This is a genomic window from Altererythrobacter sp. (assembly GCF_050299635.1).
Lineage (GTDB): Bacteria > Pseudomonadota > Alphaproteobacteria > Sphingomonadales > Sphingomonadaceae > Erythrobacter.
Window position 1 is genome coordinate 97810 of the sequence record NZ_JBNKWF010000004.1, and the last position, 22124, is coordinate 119933.

18 protein-coding genes, 2 tRNA genes and 1 riboswitch are annotated in these 22124 nt (G+C 60.8%); of the genes, 15 read left to right on the top strand and 5 right to left on the bottom strand.

Translation table 11 applies throughout. The features are described from left to right. Positions 1–54: 54 nt before the first annotated feature. Positions 55–861 (bottom strand): phasin family protein, encoded by an 807-nt coding sequence (locus ACQY6C_RS03220; protein WP_427964628.1) that lies wholly within the window; start codon positions 859–861, stop codon positions 55–57. Between the two features lie 108 nt (positions 862–969). Then, positions 970–2874 carry a PHA/PHB synthase family protein gene (locus ACQY6C_RS03225; protein WP_427964631.1) on the bottom strand — a complete coding sequence of 635 codons (1905 nt, stop codon included), beginning with the start codon at positions 2872–2874 and terminating at the stop codon, positions 970–972. A 144-nt stretch (positions 2875–3018) separates the two neighbouring features. Here ACQY6C_RS03225 and ACQY6C_RS03230 point away from each other — a divergent pair, with 144 nt between their 5' ends. From ACQY6C_RS03230 to ACQY6C_RS03250, 5 genes are all read left to right on the top strand, one after another. Further along, positions 3019–4218, top strand: coding sequence for an LL-diaminopimelate aminotransferase (locus ACQY6C_RS03230; protein WP_427964780.1), 1200 nt, complete (start codon positions 3019–3021; stop codon positions 4216–4218). A 102-nt stretch (positions 4219–4320) separates the two neighbouring features. Then, positions 4321–4794, top strand: a complete 474-nt coding sequence (locus ACQY6C_RS03235; RefSeq protein ID WP_427964634.1) for a helix-turn-helix transcriptional regulator — start codon at positions 4321–4323, stop codon at positions 4792–4794. 12 nt (positions 4795–4806) lie between these two features. Further along, positions 4807–5292, top strand: a complete 486-nt coding sequence (locus ACQY6C_RS03240; RefSeq protein WP_427964637.1) for a hypothetical protein — start codon at positions 4807–4809, stop codon at positions 5290–5292. Between the two features lie 202 nt (positions 5293–5494). Next, the gene (locus ACQY6C_RS03245; RefSeq protein WP_427964640.1) at positions 5495–5884 is read left to right on the top strand and encodes a winged helix-turn-helix domain-containing protein; all 390 of its coding nucleotides are present in this window, start codon (positions 5495–5497) and stop codon (positions 5882–5884) included. 105 nt (positions 5885–5989) lie between these two features. Beyond that, on the top strand, positions 5990–6796 hold the full coding sequence (locus tag ACQY6C_RS03250; RefSeq protein WP_427964643.1) for a crotonase/enoyl-CoA hydratase family protein: 807 nt from the start codon (positions 5990–5992) through the stop codon (positions 6794–6796). A gap of 29 nt (positions 6797–6825) precedes the next feature. On the opposite strand, the gene ACQY6C_RS03255 is transcribed toward ACQY6C_RS03250, so the two are convergent. Continuing rightward, positions 6826–7605 carry a thioesterase family protein gene (locus tag ACQY6C_RS03255; RefSeq protein WP_427964645.1) on the bottom strand — a complete coding sequence of 260 codons (780 nt, stop codon included), beginning with the start codon at positions 7603–7605 and terminating at the stop codon, positions 6826–6828. A 135-nt stretch (positions 7606–7740) separates the two neighbouring features. Between ACQY6C_RS03255 and ACQY6C_RS03260 the strand changes: the two genes are divergently transcribed. Both ACQY6C_RS03260 and ACQY6C_RS03265 read left to right on the top strand, forming a co-directional pair. After that, a tRNA-Cys gene (locus ACQY6C_RS03260) sits at positions 7741–7814 on the top strand. A 67-nt stretch (positions 7815–7881) separates the two neighbouring features. After that, positions 7882–7957 (top strand) — tRNA-Thr (locus tag ACQY6C_RS03265). Between the two features lie 70 nt (positions 7958–8027). On the opposite strand, the gene ACQY6C_RS03270 is transcribed toward ACQY6C_RS03265, so the two are convergent. Further along, positions 8028–9446: a sulfatase family protein gene (locus tag ACQY6C_RS03270; RefSeq protein ID WP_427964648.1), complete on the bottom strand. Its 1419-nt coding sequence runs from the start codon at positions 9444–9446 to the stop codon at positions 8028–8030. 101 nt (positions 9447–9547) lie between these two features. After that, on the bottom strand, positions 9548–12607 hold the full coding sequence (locus ACQY6C_RS03275) for a TonB-dependent receptor plug domain-containing protein (protein ID WP_427964651.1): 3060 nt from the start codon (positions 12605–12607) through the stop codon (positions 9548–9550). A gap of 128 nt (positions 12608–12735) precedes the next feature. Between ACQY6C_RS03275 and ACQY6C_RS03280 the strand changes: the two genes are divergently transcribed. The 8 genes from ACQY6C_RS03280 to gcvH all read left to right on the top strand — a co-directional run. After that, entirely contained in the window at positions 12736–13671 is a 936-nt protein-coding gene (locus ACQY6C_RS03280) for a LysR family transcriptional regulator (RefSeq protein WP_427964654.1), read from the top strand. A 118-nt stretch (positions 13672–13789) separates the two neighbouring features. Further along, positions 13790–14776 carry an ArsR/SmtB family transcription factor gene (locus ACQY6C_RS03285; RefSeq protein ID WP_427964657.1) on the top strand — a complete coding sequence of 329 codons (987 nt, stop codon included), beginning with the start codon at positions 13790–13792 and terminating at the stop codon, positions 14774–14776. Continuing rightward, positions 14776–15702: a methylenetetrahydrofolate reductase [NAD(P)H] gene (gene metF / locus ACQY6C_RS03290; protein ID WP_427964659.1), complete on the top strand. Its 927-nt coding sequence runs from the start codon at positions 14776–14778 to the stop codon at positions 15700–15702. The genes ACQY6C_RS03285 and metF overlap by 1 nt, the downstream gene beginning before the upstream one ends. Then, positions 15699–16745 (top strand): homocysteine S-methyltransferase family protein, encoded by a 1047-nt coding sequence (locus tag ACQY6C_RS03295; RefSeq protein ID WP_427964661.1) that lies wholly within the window; start codon positions 15699–15701, stop codon positions 16743–16745. The genes metF and ACQY6C_RS03295 overlap by 4 nt, the downstream gene beginning before the upstream one ends. Then, a complete protein-coding gene (gene metH, locus ACQY6C_RS03300; protein ID WP_427964664.1) occupies positions 16745–19363 on the top strand; it encodes a methionine synthase in 2619 nt (872 codons plus the stop codon). The genes ACQY6C_RS03295 and metH overlap by 1 nt, the downstream gene beginning before the upstream one ends. Beyond that, positions 19339–20286 (top strand): sulfite exporter TauE/SafE family protein, encoded by a 948-nt coding sequence (locus ACQY6C_RS03305; protein ID WP_427964667.1) that lies wholly within the window; start codon positions 19339–19341, stop codon positions 20284–20286. The genes metH and ACQY6C_RS03305 overlap by 25 nt, the downstream gene beginning before the upstream one ends. A 136-nt stretch (positions 20287–20422) precedes the next feature. After that, a riboswitch (glycine riboswitch) is annotated at positions 20423–20518 on the top strand. Between the two features lie 171 nt (positions 20519–20689). Beyond that, on the top strand, positions 20690–21820 hold the full coding sequence (gene gcvT, locus ACQY6C_RS03310; protein WP_427964669.1) for a glycine cleavage system aminomethyltransferase GcvT: 1131 nt from the start codon (positions 20690–20692) through the stop codon (positions 21818–21820). Between the two features lie 3 nt (positions 21821–21823). Next, positions 21824–22124: glycine cleavage system protein GcvH (gcvH, locus tag ACQY6C_RS03315; protein WP_427964671.1), on the top strand; the 301-nt coding region annotated here is incomplete at its 3' end.

The window sequence follows — 22124 nt, forward strand, 5'->3', positions numbered from 1 at the left end:
CCCGGTCCGCTATCTAATTGTCAGGCCCGGTGTGTGTTCGGGCCAATCAGGGCCTTAAGCGGCCTTCTTGATCTTCTCGGCAGCGAGGCTGACGCGGCTCGAAAGCGGCGCGAAAGCATCGTTGTAGAGCTTGACCAGCGCCTCGGTGCGCTTCGAGCCGTAGGAAACGGCAGCGTCGAAGTTGCGGCGAGCCAGTTCACCCTGGAGCTGCATGAGCTCGGTCGGCGACTTGACGGCAACCATCTTCTTGACGTCGGCGGTCACGGTTTCGAAAGCGGACTTGCCGGCTTCCACGTCTTCGCGGCCCAGTTCCTGAACGCCAGCAGCAAAAATCTTGCCAGCTTCGACAACAGCTTCAGCGTTGCCCTTGTTGAACTCGGTCACTTCCGAAGCGTATTCGCTGGTCTTGGCATAGGCGCTCTTCAGCTTAGCCTGAACGTCAGCAGCCAGTTCCTTGGCGGTCTTGGTGAATTCTTTGGTCTTGGCAGTGGCCATGATCTTGTCCTTGATTTGAACGACGGGATTGGTTTCGGTAGTCTTGGCCGCAACAGCCGCCTTCTTGGGGGCAGGCTTCTTCGCGGCGATCTTCTTGGGCGCAGCCTTCTTGGCGACCGGCTTCTTCGCCGGGGCCGGTTTGGCAACGACCTTCTTCTTCGCTGTCACCTTCTTCTTGGGTGCAGATTTCTTGGCAGGGGCCTTGGCCGCCGCCTTGGGAGCGGGTTCGACCTTGGCCGCAGCGACAGGTGCAGGAGCCTCTACCGGCTTTTCTGCTGCCTTCTCGCTGGCAGTGCTCTTTGCAGCAGCTTCGGCGTAAGCCTTTTCAGCAGCGGCATCGATTTTCGATTTGGCGTTGTCAGCCATGGAATCCTCGCTTCATGTTGCAGTGCACAAAATAGGCATTGCAACTGCGAAGTCAAGGATTTTTTGTGCAGTGCACAAAAAACGTAAAAACAGTTATAAAACGGTAATTTATCGTGTTTTTACATAACGTCCTGGCGCATCTTCGATCACGGAATCGCCCTTGCCGCCCGGCTTTCTCTTGCCTTTGGCGGGAACGCGCGCACCGTCCTGGCTCTCCAGCCACTCGATCCAGTGCGGCCACCAGCTACCGGGATGCTCTTCGGCGCCGTCGACAAATTCCTTAAGCGAGGAAGCGGTACTGTCGCCGGTCCAGTATTGGTACTTGTTGGCAGCAGGCGGGTTGACCACTCCGGCAATATGGCCCGATCCGGCCAGTACAAAGGTGAGCGGCCCCTTGAGGTGTCGCGTGGCGCGCCAGACGCTTTCGGCCGGAGCGATATGATCTTCCTTGCCGGCCTGGATATAGGCTGGCGTCTTGACCTGAGTCAGGTCGATCGGCGTGCCGTCGGCCGAAAGTGCATCAGGTTCCACAAGCCGGTTGTCGCGATAGAGGTCGCGCAAATAGGCGCCGTGCCACTTGGCGGGAAGGTTGGTGACGTCGCCATTCCAGTGCAACAGGTCGAAGGCGGGATAGTCCTCGCCCAGCAGGTAATTGTTGACGACGTAGTTCCAGATCAGGTCCTTGCCCCGCAGCGAGTTGAAGGTCGCGGCGAGATAGCGCCCGTCAAGATAGCCATCCTTCGAGAGCGCGCCGATCATTTCGAGTTGGCCGTCATCGATGAAATGCTTGAGCTCGCCGCTCTTCTCGAAATCGACCTGTGCCGTGAAGAAGGTCGCGCTCTTGACCTTGTCGCTTTCGTTGCGCCGCGCCAGCACCGCCAGAGTGGCTGCGAGCGTCGTGCCCGCCACGCAATAGCCGATGGTGTGGACCGCAGGCACTTTCAGCCGGGTGCGCACATGGTCGATCGCGTCGATCTGGGCGCGGATATAATCGTCCCACACCACTTCCTTCATGCTCGCATCGGCCGATTTCCAGCTTGCGACGAATACGGTGATGCCCTGATCCACTGCCCATTTGATGAAGCTCTTCTTGGGCGTCAGGTCGAGAATGTAGAAGCGATTGATCCAGGGCGGGAAGATCACCAGCGGCACCGCGAGCACATCCTCGGTCGAGGGGGTGTACTGGATCAGCTGGTACATGGGCGTTTCGTGCACCACCTTGCCCGGTGTGGCGGCGAGGTTTTCACCCAGCGTGAAGGCATCCGAATCGGTATGCGTCAGCTGGCCGCGCTTCAGGTCGTTGATCAAATGGCGCATGCCATTGACCAGATTCTGCCCCTTGCTCTCCATCGTGCGCTTCAGGACGACCGGGTTCGTCATCAGGAAGTTGTCAGGGCTCATCGCTTCGACCAGGCTGGTCACGGCGAATTCGAGCTGTTCCTTTCTCTCCCTGTCGATCCCTTCAACTTCCTGCACGGCGTGGGTGAAATATTCCGCCAGCATCAGATAGGTCTGGTGAAGCAAGGCGAAGGCGGGATGTTCCTGCCAGGCAGGATCGGAAAAGCGACGGTCCTTGCGTGGAAGCCCGGGTTCTTCCTTCGTCTCGCTCTCGCCGCCGACAAAGCGCTGGAATACGCTCTGCCAAACCGCCATCGCATCGCCTGCCAGCTTCTGCGCCGTGTCGAGCGGAGCGCCTGGGACCTGCCTGGCCATGCTCTGCGCCATCATCATCCATTGCGCAGGGTCCATCGGATCGGACTTGCTCGCTTGCTCCCGCGCCTTTTCGGACACGAACTCGAACCACATCGTCTGCAGCTCGCTCGCCGTCTTCGCCCATTCGGTCACATCTTCGGCGGAAAGGCCGGTCGGGATTGCCGAATCCACAGCGGCGCCCGGGGTGCCTTCGGGCAGGACCTGACCGAACATCTCTCGCATTGCCTCCCCCTGCATGTCGAAGAAAGCGCGAAAGGGCTCGGACTGCCCATTCCACATGTCGCCGGGGTCATTGGCCATGGTCGGTTCTCTTGTGCGTGTGACGGTTCAATCGAAACTCTTTCGCCTCATAGCGAATGTCCCCTTCCACTTCACCCGATATATGCGTAATTTCAAATGCAGCGCGGCCAATGGGGTGCGCGCCTGGATCGAATGAAGGAAACCATGGATACCGATTTCTACCGCATGAAGCGCCTGCCACCCTATGTCATCGCCGAGGTAAACGCGATGCGGCATGCGGCGCGTCAGGCGGGCGAGGACATCATCGATCTGGGCATGGGCAACCCCGATCAGCCGCCGCCGCAGCATGTGATCGACAAGCTGTGCGAGGTTGCGCAAAAGCCGGATGCGCATGGCTATTCCCAATCGAAGGGAATTCCGGGCCTGCGCCGGGCCCAGGCGAATTACTATGCTCGCCGCTTTGGGGTCGAGCTCGATCCCGAGCGCGAAGTGGTCGTGACCATGGGGTCGAAAGAGGGGCTGGCCAGCCTCGCCACGGCAATCACTGCGCCTGGTGACGTGGTGCTGGCACCGAACCCGTCCTATCCGATTCACACCTTCGGTTTCATCATCGCCGGAGCGACGATCCGTTCCGTTCCCACGACACCGGACGAGAATTACTTCCGCAGTCTCGACAAGGCGATGGCCTTCACGGTTCCGCGCCCGAGCGTGCTGGTGGTGAACTATCCGTCGAACCCGACAGCGGAAGTGGTCGATCTCGCTTTCTATGAGCGGCTGGTCGCATGGGCGAAGGAGAACAAGGTCTGGATCCTGTCCGACCTTGCCTATTCGGAACTCTACTATGACGGGAATCCGACGCCCTCGATCATGCAGGTACCCGGTGCGAAGGATGTCGCGGTCGAATTCACCAGCATGTCGAAGACCTATTCCATGGCCGGATGGCGCATGGGCTTTGCGGTGGGTAACAGGGCGCTGATCGCAGCGATGAGCCGGGTGAAAAGCTATCTCGACTATGGCGCTTTCACGCCGATCCAGGCCGCGGCCTGCGCCGCGCTCAACGGCCCGCAGGATATCGTCGAAACCAATCGTCAGCTTTATCACAAGCGGCGCGACGTGATGGTGGAATCGTTTGGCCGGGCCGGCTGGGACATTCCATCTCCGCCCGCTTCGATGTTCGCCTGGGCCCCGCTTCCCCCCGCGCTGAAGGACATGGGGAGCCTCGAATTCTCGAAACAGCTTTTGACACATGCCAAAGTCGCGGTCGCCGCGGGCGTCGGATACGGTGAAGAGGGCGAAGGCTATGTGCGAATTGCGATGGTCGAAAATGAGCAGCGCCTGCGACAGGCGGCGCGCAATATAAAGCGCTATTTCGCTTCACTGGGGGTCAATAGTTCCGCGGCATGACAAGCTGCGTGCGATAATTCGGCAATTCAGCAATAAAATTGCCGGGGACCCTTTTCTTGTCTTGATCATTCCGTCATTACTATTCGTGTGATGGAGGAATTGATGGGCTCTATGACCGCGCGGCAGCTGACCGAGCGCCAGCTTGCCGTGATGGAGCGAATCGACCGCCGCGTTCCGATCAAGGTAATCGCGCGGGAACTCGGTGTATCGGAAACGCGCATCAATCAGCATATCCGGACTCTGAAGGACATCTACGGGGCTGAGAGCCTGAACGAATTGGTCGAAATCTATCGCCGTGACGTGGCGAACGGCGAGGGTGTGCCGAGCCAGGATAAGGAGCAGGCGCCGCTCCCATCGGGCCAGGATGCCGATGGTCCGGCAATTCCGCTTGGACAAGACGAGGGTTCGACGGAAGAAGAGATCGTAGAGCCCCGCGTGGTGCCGGCTGCACTTGATGGTCCGAATGCGACCCTGGCAAGACTGGCGCTCATCGCCGTCCTGGCTGCTGCGATGCTTGGTGGACTTATTGCGGTTGCGGTCGAAGCACTGGAAGTAGTCGACACGCTTGTCAGATAGCGGGAGCGAGCCTTGCTTGATCTGTTTCTCGACTATGGCTGGGCACTCCATTCCACCCTAATGGTGCTGACCGGAATTGCGATGTTGCGCCTGGGCGGTTCGCCTGAGAGGTGGATTGCCATTATTGGCATTGGCTGGGTGGTCGTGGCTCACAGGATATATCACCACTTAGCGCCAGGATCGGCATGGTCCCCTACATTCCATGCGGCGAGCGATGGCTTCGGGCTCATCATGTATCTGGCTGTCGCGCTGAGAGCGAACCGACTCTACCCTCTGGTTATTGCAGCGTTGCAGCTTGTTTCGGTCCTGGCCTATGTCGCCTGGGCGATCGATCACGGACATGCCCCAATTTCCCTGCCGATCCTTGCCATTGCGCCTTCGTGGGGGATCCTCGTCTGCATGATCGTGGGTATCGTAGCTCACGTCAGGCGCAGACGGCGATTGGGTAGCTATCCCGACTGGACGGCATCGCCGATTTGGCCGCGAGTTTCGGCCTGAGTGAGCGTTATCAGGCAGGTCCGCACGGCGCAGCCAAGCAAGGCGAACTAAGGGAAAGCCGCGATTGGCGGGCCAGGTTCGCGCAGCTATTCAGCATTGCTGCCAGACTGGCTCGACAAGCCATATGCTACGATCACTTGATCGAATTCGAAATTAATGCCTATTCTACAAAGCTATGGGGCAATAACAGAAGGCTGGAACTATGAGCGCATCGACGGCACGCCGCCTGTTGATCGAAAGCGAGGAGATGATTCCGCGCTTTCGTGAAGCAGGCGATCTCACGCTTGATCTGTTCCACCGGGACGGGCGTGTCGAGGATCGCTGGCTGGGCCTGCACCCACGTGAGTTCGAATTGCTCTGGCGCCTTGCTGAAGAGATTGGCACGCCGGTCACGCGCAAGCAGTTGCTAGCAGAGGTGTGGCGGATCCATCACGAGCCTGAAACGAACAGTGTTGCGGTGCATGTCGCGCGCGTGCGGGCAAAGCTCGACCGGTTTGGCCTTTCGCGCATGTTGGTGACCCACCCGCAGGGCGGATATTTCCTCGATGCGCCTCCCGGGCCTAGTGCGTTCCGATTCGATCGCGCGCGCTGAACCGGGTGGCAGGAAAGGGCGCTTGCCCCGCCTGCCGTAACGTTCTGGACAGCCCTCTCCACATGCGCCAGTTTGCCGCCAACAAGCGGCAGGAGCGGATGCAGAATGGCAATTCAACCCAATGAGCGCGTCTCGATCGATCTTGGCGATGACGGAGTCGCACAGGTTCGCCTGATTCGCGCGGACAAGATGAACGCGCTCGATCCCGAGATGTTCGCCCGGATCATAGAGGCCGGCCGCGCTCTACACGAGATGAAGGGCCTCAGGGCAGTAGTCCTGTCTGGAGAGGGACGCGCCTTTTGCGCCGGGCTCGACCTGTCCAATTTCGCGCGCCAGCCCAAATCTGACGAGCCCGAGCTGACCGAGCGGACCTATGGCAACGCGAACAAGTACCAGCAGGTTGCCATGCTGTGGCGCAAATTGCCCGTTCCTGTGATCGCCGCCGTCCACGGCGTTTGCTTTGGCGGTGGACTGCAGATCGCCAGCGGAGCGGATATCCGCGTGGTCCATCCCGATACGCGCATGTCCATCATGGAGATGCGGTGGGGCCTGGTGCCCGACATGGGCGGCTATGCGTTATGGCGCGGCCTGGTGCGTGACGACGTGCTGCGTGAACTCATCTACACCAACCGCGAATTCTCCGGCGAGGAGGCCGGGCGGCTGGGCCTTGCCACCCATGTCGATGCCGATCCGCTCGCACGCGCGACCGCCATCGCCAGCGAGATCGCCAACCGCAATCCACACGCGATCCGCGCTGCCAAACGGCTTCAGGCCGGAATGGTCGAGCGGAGTACCGATTCAATCCTGCTGGAAGAAAGCATAGAGCAGCACGCCATCGTCCGGTCGAAAAACCAGGTCGAGGCAGTCATGGCAGGGATGGACAATCGGCAGCCCAATTTCGACGACGTCTGAAACTCATGGCTGGGCGGCCATGCGCTGCCTCAGCCGAAGATGGCGACCGATTGCAGCGCGTCGAGTACCTGCTCGCCCTGCGTGTTCCACAACCGCAAACGCTCTGATGAATAGCCGTCACCGGCGTGTTGACTGGCATTCTCCGAAAGCCACCAGCCGTCGCTTGTCCGCGGTTCCGTATCGAGCAGATTGAACGACCAGTTGATCGAACTGATCGGCGCCGTCCGGCGCATCGCGCGCATTGCCCCGGGTGGCAGCACGTCCCCCATCAGGATGAGTTCGCTGACCGGATCGAGATCCTCGGTCTGTTTGAGGCGAGCCCATCGGCGCACGATCGGCGCGCCCGGACCGCTGGTGTCCTGCGCCCGCTTCAGGTCGAAATTGCACTGGATGAAAGAGGGGCCCTTGCCCGTCATCACGTCTTCGCAATCTTCAGGCTGCGGCGGGAAGTCATCCGGCTTCTCGCCCGGATGAACCGCATTGGCTTCGCGCGGTTCGGCAAATAGCCACAGCGCCGTGTGCGCGAGCTTGCCTTGCGCATGGATTTCGCTGCGGATCTGGGTGACGTTGCGGCCCTGTCGCACGATCTCTGCCGACAATTCGACCTCGTCGCCCACGGGGGCGACAAATCCCACCTGGGCGGCGCGCAGCGGTGGCAGATCGGGAAAGGCACGCAGGGCCATCGTATAGCCGATCAGCGTCGATGCGCCGCCGTAAAGCGTACGGCCCTGCAGCCAGTTCGCTGCCTCGGATAGCTGTACGGGGCCAGGCTTGCCGGTGACGGGTTCGATCAATGCAGAAACACTCATGCCGCGATCCCTGACCGTTTCGCGCCGCCGCGTCCAGATTGACCTAACGTAAAGCGCGCTCGCATGCGTTAAGCGATTGCCATGCGGCGGGGCATTCGCTAGGGGGCCGCTTCCCCATTCGCGAGGGTGGGGCGAGGCCCGATGGCGGAGTGGTTACGCAGAGGACTGCAAATCCTTGCACGCCGGTTCGATTCCGGCTCGGGCCTCCATATTCTTCCGGCGCTTGATAGCGTTGCGGTAAATCCGCAGGGCGATTATGGGCCGAGAGGCGAGAGTGCCGCTTTAGCTCAGTTGGTAGAGCACATCATTCGTAATGATGGGGCCACTGGTTCGAGTCCAGTAAGCGGCACCACCTCTTCGCAGAAGACACCCAAGCTGTTCTGACAAGGGGCCGTTCGGCCATACGCCGGATGGCGCGCCATTCAGCTGTCCACGCCGAAGTGATCCGCCAGCATCTCGCCGGTGAAGCCATAGGACGGCGCATCGGGATCGTTCGCAAGCATGCTCGCGTTCCAATTCTCCCATCGCTGGCGGAGGTCGGCAAATGTGTCCTGCATCCGCTCCTTCAGATTTCCCCGTTCCAGCGGGTCGGCGATCACATCGAAAAGGAAGCTGTTGCCCGCAATCTTGAGATATTTGTAGCGACCCAAACGTGCTGCTTCCTGTCCGTGGTTCTTGAAACGCCAGAACAAAGGCCGTTCGGGCAGGGCGCGTCCGGCGATGGCTTCGCGGATGTCGATCCCGTCGCTCGGGAAACGGGGATCGGGCGCACTGCCCGCCGCGGCGATGAAAGTCGGTAGCCAGTCCATCGACATGATCTGCGCGTCACTCTCGCTGCCAGGCGTTGACAGGCCGGGCCAGCGCACGATTGCCGGGATCCGCAGTCCGCCTTCCAGCAGTTCGGTCTTCTTCCCGGTGAACGGCCAGGTATCGGAAAAACGTTCACCGCCATTGTCGCTGGTGAAGACGACGACTGTGTCCTGCTCCATTCCCAATTCGGCCAGCTTGTCGAGTACGCGGCCGATCTGGCGATCCATATAGGTCACCATCGTCGCATAGGTTTCCTGATCGCCGCCGTCGTAATGGGCAATTGCGAAGCCTTCCTTGGCATCGAGACGGGCGGATTCCTCCTGGTCCTCGGGGCCCTCCCAAGGCCAGTGCGGTGCCGTCAGGTGGAGGCTGATCAGCCATGGCCGATCGTCCCCAGCTCGCTGTTCGAGCGTCTGGAGTGTGCGATTGGCGAGGAGTTCCGTGAGATAGCCTTGCTCATCGATCTGCGTCGTGCCGTCCCACAGGTCTTCCATGCCGTAAATCTTGTGCGTGAAGTAGTCGACGCCGCCATTCCGTATGCCCCAGAACTCGTCATACCCGCTCTTGAGCGGACCATAATCCGGCAATGAGCCGAGATGCCATTTCCCGATCAGGCTGGTGTAGTAACCCTGCTGTTTGAGCAGCGAAGGCATGGTCGGATGTTCTGGCGGCAGGCCAACATTCCTCTGGCCCAGCGGTTCCTCGAGCCCCACTGGCAGGCGATACTGATACCGTCCGGTAATGAGCGCCACCCGTGTGGCGGTGCATACTGCACTGTTGGCATAGGCGTGAGTGAAACGGACGCCTTGCTGTGCCAGCGCGTCCAGCACCGGGGTTTGATACTCGCGACGACCGTAGCAGGACAGATCGGCGTAACCGAGATCGTCCGCCATGATGAAGAGGAAATTCGGCTTGCGCGTTGGATCGTGGGCGAAACCCGGACTGGCCACGGCAAGTGCGGCTGTTCCCGCTGCGCCCGCCATCACGGTCCGCCGCGTGATTTCAAAGGTCGATTGACGGTCATTGCTCATTCTGCACCCTTTGCGGAAGAGAAAGAAGGGGCGGCACTGGCGAGCCTATGGCCGCCCCAGGCTGGAGAAAACGGTGATCGGGATGGGAACTCCGTGCCGAACTACATCCTGAACTTCACGCCGACATTGTAGCGGCGGCCCAGCAGGTCGAATAAGACGCTGTTGGTCTGGGCGGAATGCCCGCCGAATACGCTGTAATAGGGTGTGATCGGCGGATCCTCGTCAAGCAGGTTGGTGACCGACGCGAAGATCTCGAATGTCGATGATCCAACCTCGATTTCCTGGCTGAGCTTGAGATCGAGATAGAATGCGGAATCGACCTTGTTCAACGGGACATCGCCAAGCGAGTTTTCCTGCTGTCCGGACGAGATGTAGCGGCCCTGGAGGTAGGCTCCGAAACCGCCATTTGAGTAGGTGATGTTACCCGTCGCCTTGAAATCGGGAAGGCCATAGGGCGCGCCATCGGACTGCTGGATGCCGGTCTGTCCTGCACGATCGGTATAGGTTCCATTGCCCAGGGTTTGCGAGTTTTCAAACAACCAGCTTGCAAAAACGCGGGTCGAGAGTTCCTCATCGCCACCGAAGAGGGCGACAGGGGTGCTGTAAGCCATCTCTACATCGAGACCGCGGACCCGGTTCTCGTTGACGTTGATGAATACATCGCCGACCAGGATTGGCACGTCGCCGGGATCGAGCGTCACCAGGTCGCAAAGCTCCGGCACATTGTCGATCAGGCAACCATTGAGCACCGCTTGCGAGCCGAGTTGCCCGATCGCTCCCTTGATCTTGATGTCGTAATAGTCTGCCGAAACGGAGAAGCCGGGGAGGAAGCTCGGCCGCAATACGGCGCCCACGGTCCATGTGTCGGCCTTTTCCGGGTTCACGGCGGGATTGCCGCCGGAAAAGCGCGTGACATTGAGCGCTTCCACGACGTTCGGCGTGCGCGGATCATCGAGCACGGCGACGCCGCCGGTCTTGTCGAACCGTTCGGAAAGGTTGGCGGCGCGCACGTCGCGCGAATAGGTGCCGCGCAGTCGCAGGAAGTCCGCAATTTCCGCGTCGAGCCCGGCCTTGTAGGCCCAGACTGTGCCCGATCCGGAATAGTCCGCCCAGCGCCCGGCAAGGTGAAGGTTGAGCGCGTTGACCGGCCCGGCGTTCGCCAGGAGCGGTACCAGCGCTTCGGCGAATGCCTCCTTGACGTTGATCGAGCCGCGAATGTTCGAGACCTTGGAATATTGAACGCCAACCGTGTTGAGACAGTCCGAAACGCTGACGCCGCGCAGGCCGGGCGCTTCTCCACTGCACAGGACGGGATGGCCGTTCGTATGGTCGGAGGCCGGGTTGGTCACATCCTGCACCAACTGCCTGACGCTGTCCTTGCGGTAGGATGCACCCAGCGCCATCGTGATCGGACCGGCCCAGCCTTCGAGCACATCTCCGCTCATGCTGAAATCGACCAGGTGCTGGCGCATCCTGGTGGTGTTCAACTTCGAATTGCCGGTCGTGTAGCTATAGGTTTCGCCGCGATCGAACCCGCTGTCGGCGTAGAAGATCGGAGTAGTCACCTGCTCACCGGCTTCGAATCCGGTGACGTAGTCGATCGCCGCGGCCGAAGCATTGCCGGCCCCGAACAGATTGATCGGCTCGCAGCCCGGGAAGGCATTGCCGAACAGGGAGGTCCGGCAGACTATCTCGCCGGAAGACGGGTCGCGCACTGCATCCAGGGCGGCAAAGATGCGATCGACCCGTATTCCGCTCTGATAGGCTTTGCGGGTGTTGGTGCCGTATTGGTAATAGGCATCCACGTGCCAGCCATCGAGCATACCGCCGCTTGCGATGTCCCAGCTTAGCCCGCCGGTGAAGGAATACATCACATTGTTGTCTCGCAGCCAGATTTCCCTGGCCAGGTCGCTGGTGCTGCCCATGCGCCGCAAGACGAAGGAGTCGATATTGTTGTCGATCATGGTCTGCCTGACAGAGTCTGGCAGAAAAGCGTTATCCTGAAAGATCGTCGCAGTGGTGGGCGTGCCGTTGAAGGAGCCTGTCGGGTCGTTGTAGCGGAACGTCTTGTTCTGGCCTCTGACCGCCTGCGCGAAGAGAGTGAGGCCGTCCGACACCTCGTAATCGGCGTAGGCGAACAGGCTGTTGCGCTTTGCATCGGGGAAGAGCGTGAATAGCTCACCGCCCAGATCGTCTCCGCTGCCGCCGTTTGCGACCGAGTGGCGCGCAGGAGGGGTGCCGATTGTTCCAAGCGACGGAGCGCCCAGGACGAACGGCGTAATGCCGCTACCGTCTGGCAGGAACTCCATTCCTTGCAGCGGCGTGCCGGGCGCGAAGATAACGCCGTTGTAACTCGAATTGGCGGAAATGACCTGCGGATAGGCGTCGCTGCCGATCACGCCCCAAGCATCGTACCAGTTTCGATCCTTGTAATTGTGGACGCCATTCTGGTCGAATATCTCTCCCGATAGCAACAGGTGCCCGCGCTCGCCGATCGATGTGCCGAAGCTGAGTGAAGCTTCGTAGCTGGCGCTGTCGCCGCGATCCGTAATGCCGCCCTGGACCTTGGCCTGGACGCCGGTGAAATCGGTATCGAGCGTGAAGTTCACGACCCCCGCAACAGCATCCGTACCATAGGCGGCGGATGCGCCGCCGGTGGTGGTTTCGACATTCTTGATCATGCCTTCTGGGAAGACATTGATGTCGACGCCGCCGAACACGCCGGACGAAATCATGCGCCTGCCATTGAGCAAGGTAAGCGTGCGGTTGATGCCGAGACCACGCAGATCGAGGTTGCCGTATCCGCCGCGGGTGAACCAGCCGGTACCCCCTTCGCCAGACTTCTGCACCGCCGATACCGACTGGTTTCCGAAGAATTGCGGAAGCTGGCCCACGCCTTCGATCAGATTGCCTGCGGCCATGTCTTCGAGAGCCTCGGCATCGACCGATGTGACGGGAATTGGCGTTTGCATCCCATCGGTGCGCAGGCGCGAGCCGGTGACGACAATCGACCCTGCGGCAGGTTGTTCGACTGTCTCGCCGCTCGATGGAGCCTCCTGCGCTGCCACAGGGGTAACTGCGACAGTGAGCGCCAGAATGCTCGTTCCAGCTATAAATGGCAGGCGCGCCTTTTGCGGGCGCGCAATCCTCGCACGAATCATGGACATACCTCTCCCCTCAAACCTTTGGATTTGAGCGGCCAGAGTCGTGCCGTTCGTGGATTGGAGCAAGCAGTGTCCAGCCAAACTGAAACATTGTTTTCAGATTATATGTTTGGTATCCGGCAATAATGCTTGAGCTACCTTTCACCCTTCGGCAGTTGCAGGTTTTCTGGTCTCTGTCTGAAGTGCTCAGCTTTCGGGAATGCGCTGAACATTTGAACATCTCGCAAGCATCGGTCAGCAGTCAGATCGCGCTGCTGGAGAGGCAGCTGGGCTGCAAGCTGTTCACCCGGAGCCCGGGCCGAAAGCCCACTATGACCGCTCGCGGTCAGGCGTTCCGCGAAGACCTCAAGGCTTTTGACCGTGCTGGTCAGGCACTGGCCGCGCATCGTCTTGAAGCAAGCGAGACCAACAAGGCGGCCCGCTTCCGTATTCGTATCGGCCAGGCTCTGTTCGATCACTATGTACGGCCGGGTCTCGGCCACTTTCTCAGCGAAAATCCCATGATCGAATGCGACTTCGACGTGCGCCTTCCATCTGACCGGGCTTCAGCCAAACTGGATCGGGGAGCGATCGATTTCGCCATGTATCATTCTCGCGAAGACCGCCCGCACGAGTCAGGCGCCATTCCGCTCGCGATTGTACGAGGGGGGATCTATAGCAGCCCCGACCTTCTGCAAGCCAAGTCTAGAAACCCTTCGGCCGAAGAGATCAGCGAGCTACCGTTTATCATGCCCAAGGCCGGTTCCGACCAGGAGCGCTTGCAGCTGGAAGGCATGGCGGCGGCCGGCATTATCCCTCGCAACGTGATCTGCCATTCGGAATATCTGGACGTGGTTTCCGCCATGGTGGAGCGCGGACTTGGCGCGGCTTGCCTTGCCGACCCACTGCTTTCGCCTGAAGTCAGGGCCAGGCTGGTAATGTTGCGGCCGCTAACGAACTGGAAGCTGCTTTGGTTCAGGCGTCCCGATCGTTCGAACAGACTCGCCAATCTGGTTGAACAGTTTCTCATCGACAGCGTGATTGGCAATCCGGATTATCCCGCGATCGAAAAGCACCGATAATCGCCTGGGTGAAGGCGCCGGAGTAGCGGGTCTGCGAAAGCCGTGCTTTAGTCACCGACAGTATATTCTCCGCAGAGCCAATTTACAGATATAGAAATATCTTTATATGTCCTGCGCAATGTATGTCGAGACCATCTTCCGCGCACTTGCCGACCCCACGCGGCTGCGCATCGTGCGCCTGCTGGGCACGATGGAGCTCGCCGTGGGCGAGCTGGCGCAGGTGCTGGGCCAAAGCCAGCCACGCGTTTCGCGCCATGTCGGGATCCTGTGCGATGCGGGGCTCGCCGAACGTCGCCGCGAAGGAAGCTGGGTCTTCCTGCGCGCGCCGAGCGGATCGGACAATGCGCCGCCCCTGGTTGAAGCGGTCGGGCGTCTGCTCGCCATCGCCGAACGCGAGAACGCCGATTTCGCGCAGCAATGCGATGAAGATCGCCGCAAGCTGACTGCGATCCGTTCCGCGCGTGAAGAGACGGCCGAAAACTATTTCACGCGCCACGCAAGCGATTGGGACGAGCTGCGCCGCCTGCACAGCCCGGACAATCTGGTGGAAGAGGCCTTGAGCAAAGCGTTGGGCGATGCGCCGATCGGCCAGATGCTCGATATCGGCACCGGCACAGGCCGCATGGCGGAACTGTTCGCGCCCGAGGCCGAGCGGATCGTCGCGCTCGACAAGAGCCTCGAGATGCTCAAGGTCGCGCGTGCCAAACTGCAGCATCTGCCTACAGATCAGGTGGAGCTGGTGCAGGGCGACTTTACCGACCTGCCCTTCGGCGCAGATCAGTTCGATACCGTATTGCTCCATCAGGTGCTTCACTTCGCCCTGACGCCGGCCCATGCATTGGCGGAAGCGGGCCGCGTGATCCGCCCCGGCGGACGAATCGCGATCGTCGATTTCGCGGCGCATGACCGCGAAGAATTGCGCGAACGCCATGCACATGCGCGGTTGGGCTTTTCCGACCGGCAAATCAGCCAGATGCTCAAGGATGCGGGCTTTGCACCGCGCACGCCGATTGCGCTGGAAGGCAGCGAGCTGGTGGTCAAGATCTGGATCGGCCAGCGGCGCGACGGCAAACCCACCCAGGCCCGGACAAGGAAGAGGGCATAATGGTCCCCCCGATCTATCCCAATCAGGCGCTTCGTTTCGCCGAGACCCCGCTGTTTGCCGGCTTGCCGGGCGACATCCGCGTGTCGTTCGAGTTTTTTCCGCCCAAATCGGAGAAGGGCGAAGCGGCGCTGTTCCATACGCTCGAGCGCCTTTCGCGGCTCGGCCCGGACTTCGTTTCGCTGACCTATGGTGCGGGCGGTTCGACTCGCGAGGTGAGCCGCGAACTGTCTGTCCGGATGCAAAAGGAAATCAACGCGCCGGTCGCCGCGCATCTTACGTGTGTCGGCGCGAGCCGTGCCGAGACGGACGCCATTGCCGACGAGTTCTGGCAGGCCGGTATTCGCCACATCGTCGCCTTGAGAGGGGATGGCGGGCCGCCGGGAACGCCCTTTGAAGCGCATCCGCAGGGATACTGCAGTGCCGCCGAACTGGTGGCTGGCCTCAAGCGCTTGCATCCGTTCGAGATATCGGTTGCCGCCTATCCCGAGGTGCATCCCGAAGCGTCGAGCGCGGAGGCCGATCTCGACAATCTCAAGCGCAAGCTGGACGCCGGAGCAGATCGCGCGATTACGCAGTTCTTTTTCGATTCAACCAGTTTCTTCCGTTTCCGCGATCGTGCCGCCGCCGCCGGAATCGACAAGCTGATTATTCCCGGTATCCTGCCAGTGACGAATTTCGGGCGTACCCGCAGCTTTGCCCATGCTTGCGGCGCGGAACTGCCCGACTGGTTTGAAGACCTGTTCGTAGGGCTCGACAACATGCCGCATGCGCGCGAACTGGTCGCGGCAACCGTGGCTGCGGAGTTCTGCCGCAGGCTCTATGCCGACGATGTGCGTGATTTCCATTTCTACACGCTCAACCGTTCGGAGTTGTCCTATGCCACCTGCCATATGCTGGGCCTGAGGCCCGGAGGAGAAAAGCAATGAGTGCCCGCGAGCGTTTGCTTGCCGCTGCCGCGCAGCGCGTTCTGATCAAGGACGGCCCCTATGGAACAGCGATCCAGAATGCGAAGCTGGCGAGCGAAGACTATGGCGCCGATACCGGGCTGGCGCAGGACCAGAAAGGCAATAACGACCTGGTCAATCTGACGCAGCCTGGCGTGATCCGCCGCATTTGCGACAGCTATATCGAAGCGGGCGCGACGGTGCTCGCGACCAACACTTTCAATGCCAATCGCATCAGCCAGGCCGATTATGGGGCCGAAGCCCTGGTGCATGATATCAACGTTTCGGCGGCGCGGATCATTCGCGAAGCTTGCGACGATGCCAGCGCGAGGGACGGCATTCCGCGCTTCGTTTGCGGAGCGATGGGCCCGACCAACAAGACGCTGTCGCTTTCACCCGATGTCGAAGACCCTGGCTATCGCGAGGTCACGTTCGACGAAGTGAAAGAAGTCTATCGCGAACAGGCTGCTGCGCTGGTTGAAGGCGGGGCCGATTTCATCCTGATTGAAACCGTGTTCGATACGCTCAATTGCAAGGCGGCGGTGATGGCGGTGAAGGAGCTTGAGCGCGAGCAGGGGCGGGAAATCCCGCTGATGGTTTCACTCACCCTGACCGATCTCTCTGGCCGCAATCTTTCGGGTCATACGGTCGAGGCGTTCTGGAATGCCATGCGCCATGCAAAGCCGGTGACCATCGGGCTCAATTGCAGCTTCGGTGCGGAACAGCTTCGCCCGCATATCCAGCAACTGGCCGGCCTCGCCGATACGCTGGTTATGGCCTACCCCAATGCCGGACTGCCTAATGAGCTGGGTGAATATGACGAGCTGCCCGAGACGACCGCCAGCCATGTACGGCAATGGGCGGAGACCGGGCGGGTCAATATCCTTGGCGGTTGCTGCGGCTCGACACCCGAACACATCGCGCGGATCGCCGCTGCGGTGGAAGGCCTGACGCCGCGCGCCATCCCATCCGTTGCGCCGCAAATGCGCCTCGCTGGTCTCGAACCCTTCACGATTGCTGCCTGATGACTGACGCACCTTCCACCGCCCGTTTCGTCAATATCGGCGAGCGCACCAACGTCACCGGATCGGCGAAGTTCAAGAAGCTGATCATGGCAGACGATTATGCCGCCGCGGTCGAAGTCGCTCGCCAGCAGGTCGAAAACGGCGCGCAGATCGTCGATGTCAACATGGACGAGGGGTTGCTCGATGCCGAAAAGGCGATGGAGACCTTCCTCAAGCTGATCGCCGCCGAGCCTGACATCGCGCGCGTGCCGGTGATGATCGACAGTTCCAAATGGGACGTGATGGAAGCGGGCATCAAATGCGTGTCCGGCAAACCGATCATCAATTCGATCAGCATGAAGGAAGGCGAAGAACCCTTCCTCGATCATGCTCGCAAATGCATGGACTATGGCGCGGCGGTGGTCGTGATGGCCTTCGACGAAACGGGCCAGGCGGACACCAAGGAGCGCAAGGTCGAAATCTGCAAGCGCGCTTATGATCTGCTGACCGGGATCGGCTTTCCGGCAGAAGATATCATCTTCGATCCCAACATCTTCGCTGTCGCGACGGGGATTGAGGAGCATGACCGCTATGGGCTCGACTTCATCGAGGCGGTGAAGGAGATCAAGGCGGCTTGCCCCTATGCCAAGACTTCGGGCGGGCTCTCAAACCTCAGCTTCAGCTTCCGCGGCAATGAGACCGTGCGCCGCGCGATGCATTCCGTCTTCCTCTATCACGCGATTCCAGCCGGGCTCGACATGGCGATCGTCAACGCCGGGCAACTCGACGTTTACGACACGATCGACCCGGAGCTGCGCGACGCCTGCGAAGATGTGATCCTGTGCCGCCGCCCCGACGCGACCGAGCGGCTGATCGCGCTCGCCGAAAGCTACAAGGGCAAGAGCAAGGAAGAGGAAAAGGAAGCCGCCGAGTGGCGCGGCTGGCCGGTCGAAAAGCGGCTCGAGCATGCGCTGGTCAAGGGCATCGACGCGCATGTGGTGGAAGACACCGAAGAAGCGCGCCAATTGGTGGCCGAGCGCGAAGGCCGCCCCATCGAAGTGATCGAGGGCCCGCTGATGGACGGCATGAATGTCGTTGGCGACCTGTTCGGCAGCGGCAAGATGTTCCTGCCGCAAGTGGTCAAATCCGCGCGCGTGATGAAGAAGGCCGTCGCGCATCTGATCCCCTTCATCGAAGCGGAGAAGGCAGAGGGCGCGAAGGCCAAGGGCACAATCGTGATGGCGACCGTGAAGGGCGACGTGCACGATATCGGCAAGAACATCGTCGGCGTCGTCTTGCAGTGCAACGGCTATGAAGTGATCGACCTTGGCGTCATGGTGCCATGGCAGGAAATCCTGAAATCGGCCGAAGAAAATTCCGCCGACATGATTGGGCTGTCAGGCCTTATCACCCCGTCGCTGGACGAGATGGTGACGGTGGCGGAAGAGATGGCGAACGCCAAGATGGACCTGCCGTTGCTGATCGGCGGGGCGACCACCAGCAAGGTGCACACCGCACTCAAGATCGATCCGGCCTATGACAATGCTGTGATCCATGTGCTCGACGCCAGCCGCGCGGTAGGCGTCGCCAGCCGGCTGCTCTCCGACACCCAGCGCGAAGTGATCGCCAGTGAAACGGCGGCGGAATATGCGCATATCCGTGACGTGCGCGCAGGCAAAACGCCCAGCGTGTTGCTGAGCCTGCAAGATGCGCGCGCGAATGGCTTCAAATGCGATTACAGTGACAAGCCCGCACCTCCACTCAAGCCCGGCCTGCACGTGTTTGACGATTGGGATCTGGCCGATCTTCGCGATTATTTCGACTGGACACCGTTCTTCCGGGCCTGGGAGCTGCACGGCACCTATCCCGCCATCCTCGACGACGAAGTGGTGGGCGAAAGCGCGCGCAGCCTGAAGGCCGATGCCGAGGCCATGCTCGAAAGGATCGTTTCGGAGAAATGGCTGACAGCGCGCGGCGTGGCAGGCTTTTGGCCCTGCGCGCGCGATGGAGACGATGTGACGGTGCACCGCGTACGGCGCGAAGAGCATGTCACGCTGCCTTTCCTGCGCCAGCAGGTGCGCAAGAGCCGTGACCGCGCCAATTTCTGCCTGGCGGACTTCATCGACCCGGACGGTGACTGGATCGGCGGCTTTGCGGTCGGCATCCATGGCATTGAGGAGCATTCGAAGCGCTTCCTGGCCGACAAGGACGATTATTCGGACATCCTGCTGAAAGCGCTGACCGATCGCTTTGCCGAAGCTTTTGCCGAACGCCTGCACCAGCATGTCCGCTCCGATCTCTGGGGCTACGCACCGGGCGAGCAGCTCACCAATGAAGCGCTGATCAAGGAAGAATATCGCGGTATCCGGCCTGCTCCTGGCTATCCGGCTTGCCCAGACCATTCGCTCAAGCCGCTGCTGTTCGAACTGCTCGACGCGGAAAACAATGTGGGCGTCGAGCTGACAGAGAATTTCGCCATGTATCCCACCGCCGCTGTCAGCGGATTCTATTTTGCGCATCCGCAAGCGGAGTATTTCGGCGTTGCCCGGATCGGGCGAGATCAGCTTGAGGATTATGCTGGACGGCGCGGAGTCGATCTTGCACAGGCCGAGCGATGGCTGCGGCCCAATCTCGACTGAATTTGCCGCATCCTTCGCGGCTGGCCATCACCGGCGGCGCATTGCTCGCGCTGGCTTACGCCGCGCTCTGGTTCACCGTTCCCTATGATTTCGTGCTTCTCGGCAGGCTATGGTTCCTGTCCGCCGTTGGCGTAATTGGGGCGGTGATCGCCAATGCTTCGGGAACAGGCGGCGGCGTTGTGTTCGTGCCGGTGTTCAATGCGCTGCATGAACTGGGCGTCATGAGACTCGACCCGCTCAGGGTCACTGCGGTTTCAATGGGCATTCAGGTCTTTGGTATGTCGCTTGGCGCGCTCAGGTGGACCGACCGGTTGTTCCACCAGCCAGCCCATCCGCCGGGGGACCTGCACGCGCCGGTCTCGACGCGCGATTACTGGCTGGTCTGCGGGCTGGTGCTCGTGCTCTCGCTCCCGGCTATGCTTTTTACCCAGCGCCATATTGAGTTCGACCCGCGGCTTATCCTGTTCGGCTACAAGAGCTTCTCGATCGCGCTGGGGCTTGCGCTGATTGTTGCGACCTGGACAGTCAATCGGAACCTGCCGGAACGCACGGCCCTCGCTCCGATCGATCTGGCTGTGCTGGCGTTGATCGCGATTCCTGGCGGTGCGATTACGGCGCTGTTCTCGGTCGGGATCGGCGAGCTGGTCGCGTTCTACCTCTTCCTGCGGCACTATCCCATGCTGCTCGCGGTCGGGACCGCCTGCATCGTCTCTTCGATCAGCATGATTGCGGGAATCATCTGGCATATCGAGGCGGGCACGGTGCAATGGGAGGTGGTGTTGCTCGCAGCGCCCGGCGCCATGCTTGGTGCCTTCCTGGCACGGCCGGTTGCACTTTGGATGGGGCCGCGCAAGCTCAAGACGGTTGGCGGCATCTGGATCGTCCTGTCTGCGCTCTATCTGATAGGGTTGAATCTCGACTGATAATTGTATGCCTTGCTTACAAGAACCGCAGATTTCTGCGGGTTAGCGGGGAAAAACTTCGACCAATCGACTTGCGAGAGATTGACCGCAGGCGGCTTTTGGGCAAGGGCAAAGCTGCCCTCGGGATGCGAGTCCCGAACAGGCAGCGGGAGAGTCCTCCGGTCGCAAGACCGGCGGCGCCGAAGGAGCAACCGCCCCGGAAACTCTCAGGCCAATGGACCGCTGCATGTATGGGTACTCTGGAAAGCGCTTCCAGCCTCTCTTTTGCGAAGGGGCGGCAGCCACCGAAGGGGTAAGCCGGGCGCGCTGAGCGCCGGGCCAAGCTCTCAGGTTTCCCGACAGAGGGGGTGCGCGACTGGCATATCGTTCCGATTTGCTGCGCGCCTGATCTGGGGAATGTGATTTGAGCGAAGAAGAGACCGAAGACCTCCCACTGGAAAAGCTGCCGCTCGACGGCTGGCACCGCGCGCTTGGTGCGCGCATGGTGCCTTTCGCCGGGTATGATATGCCGATCCAGTATGCCGGTGAGTACGGGGGCATAGTTGCCGAGCACAACTGGACGCGCGAGAGCGCTTCTCTGTTCGACGTCAGCCATATGGGGCAGCTCACACTATCGGGCGAGAATGCCGCGGAGGAACTCGAGAAGCTGCTTCCAGGCGCGATAGCGACCCTGAAGCAGGGGCGCATGCGTTATTCGCTGCTGCTCAATCAAGGTGGCGGCATACTGGATGACCTGATGGTCACCAATGCCGGGCCGCACTACGCGCTGGTCGTCAATGGCGCGATGAAATGGGACGATATCGCTCATCTGCGCGAGCACTTGCCTGACGAGATCACGCTGACCCATCATGAAGATCAAGCGCTTTTGGCATTGCAGGGGCCTAAGGCGGCTGCAGTGCTGGGCGCGATCATCCCTGGCGTCGAAACCCTCGTCTTCATGACCGGCGGCCTGTTCGATTGGGCCGACACACCAGTCTGGGTCACGCGCTGTGGCTATACTGGCGAGGACGGCTACGAGATATCGCTGCCCGCCAGTCACGCGGAGCAGATGGCCGATGCCCTGGTGGCGGACGAGCGTGTGCATCCGGCCGGGCTGGGTGCGCGCGACAGCCTGCGTCTCGAAGCTGGCCTGCCGCTTTACGGGCATGATCTGACGGATGAAATCGATCCGGTCAGCGCCGACCTCGCCTTCGCGCTTACAAAGTCCCGGCGCGAGACGGGAGGCTGGATGGGTCACGAAGCTGTCGCGCGGACCCTGGCCGACGGCCCGAAGGCGAAGCGCATAGGCCTCACGCTCGATGGCCGCATGCCCGCACGCGAAGGCGCGCCGGTCTTCTCGGGCGACGCTGAAGTCGGCCGCGTGACCAGCGGTGGCTTTTCGCCCACGCTCGGCCATCCCATCGCCATGGCCTATGTCGATACCGCGCTGACAGCCGAAGGCACTGCGCTCGAGATCGAAGTGCGCGGCAAACGACTTGCCGCCACTGTCACACCCATGCCCTTTGTCCCGCATCGCTATTTTCGAGGGAGTTGAACGATGCCGCGTTACTACACCGATGAACACGAATGGATCGATGTCGATGGCAATGCTGCCACCGTGGGTATTACCGATTATGCGCAGGAACAGCTGGGCGACATCGTCTTTGTCGAACTACCTGCGATTGGCGCGGATCTCGATCAGGGCGGTGATGCTGCCGTGGTCGAAAGCGTAAAGGCCGCGAGCGACGTCTATGCGCCGATCGATGGCAAGGTGACCGAAGCCAACGAGAAGCTCGAAGAAGACCCCGCGCTGGTCAATACCGACCCGGAAGGCGATGGCTGGTTCTTCAAGATGACTG

Bases quoted from the DNA above. Each gene is read 5' to 3' on its own strand.
- ACQY6C_RS03220 (WP_427964628.1), bottom strand. From the start codon at position 861: ATGGCTGACAACGCCAAATCGAAAATCGATGCCGCTGCTGAAAAGGCT.
- ACQY6C_RS03225 (WP_427964631.1), bottom strand. From the start codon at position 2,874: ATGGCCAATGACCCCGGCGACATGTGGAATGGGCAGTCCGAGCCCTTT.
- ACQY6C_RS03230 (WP_427964780.1), top strand. From the start codon at position 3,019: ATGGATACCGATTTCTACCGCATGAAGCGCCTGCCACCCTATGTCATC.
- ACQY6C_RS03235 (WP_427964634.1), top strand. From the start codon at position 4,321: ATGGGCTCTATGACCGCGCGGCAGCTGACCGAGCGCCAGCTTGCCGTG.
- ACQY6C_RS03245 (WP_427964640.1), top strand. From the start codon at position 5,495: ATGAGCGCATCGACGGCACGCCGCCTGTTGATCGAAAGCGAGGAGATG.
- ACQY6C_RS03250 (WP_427964643.1), top strand. From the start codon at position 5,990: ATGGCAATTCAACCCAATGAGCGCGTCTCGATCGATCTTGGCGATGAC.
- ACQY6C_RS03255 (WP_427964645.1), bottom strand. From the start codon at position 7,605: ATGAGTGTTTCTGCATTGATCGAACCCGTCACCGGCAAGCCTGGCCCC.
- ACQY6C_RS03270 (WP_427964648.1), bottom strand. From the start codon at position 9,446: ATGAGCAATGACCGTCAATCGACCTTTGAAATCACGCGGCGGACCGTG.
- ACQY6C_RS03275 (WP_427964651.1), bottom strand. From the start codon at position 12,607: ATGATTCGTGCGAGGATTGCGCGCCCGCAAAAGGCGCGCCTGCCATTT.
- ACQY6C_RS03280 (WP_427964654.1), top strand. From the start codon at position 12,736: ATGCTTGAGCTACCTTTCACCCTTCGGCAGTTGCAGGTTTTCTGGTCT.
- ACQY6C_RS03285 (WP_427964657.1), top strand. From the start codon at position 13,790: ATGTATGTCGAGACCATCTTCCGCGCACTTGCCGACCCCACGCGGCTG.
- metF (WP_427964659.1), top strand. From the start codon at position 14,776: ATGGTCCCCCCGATCTATCCCAATCAGGCGCTTCGTTTCGCCGAGACC.
- ACQY6C_RS03295 (WP_427964661.1), top strand. From the start codon at position 15,699: ATGAGTGCCCGCGAGCGTTTGCTTGCCGCTGCCGCGCAGCGCGTTCTG.
- metH (WP_427964664.1), top strand. From the start codon at position 16,745: ATGACTGACGCACCTTCCACCGCCCGTTTCGTCAATATCGGCGAGCGC.
- ACQY6C_RS03305 (WP_427964667.1), top strand. From the start codon at position 19,339: ATGGCTGCGGCCCAATCTCGACTGAATTTGCCGCATCCTTCGCGGCTG.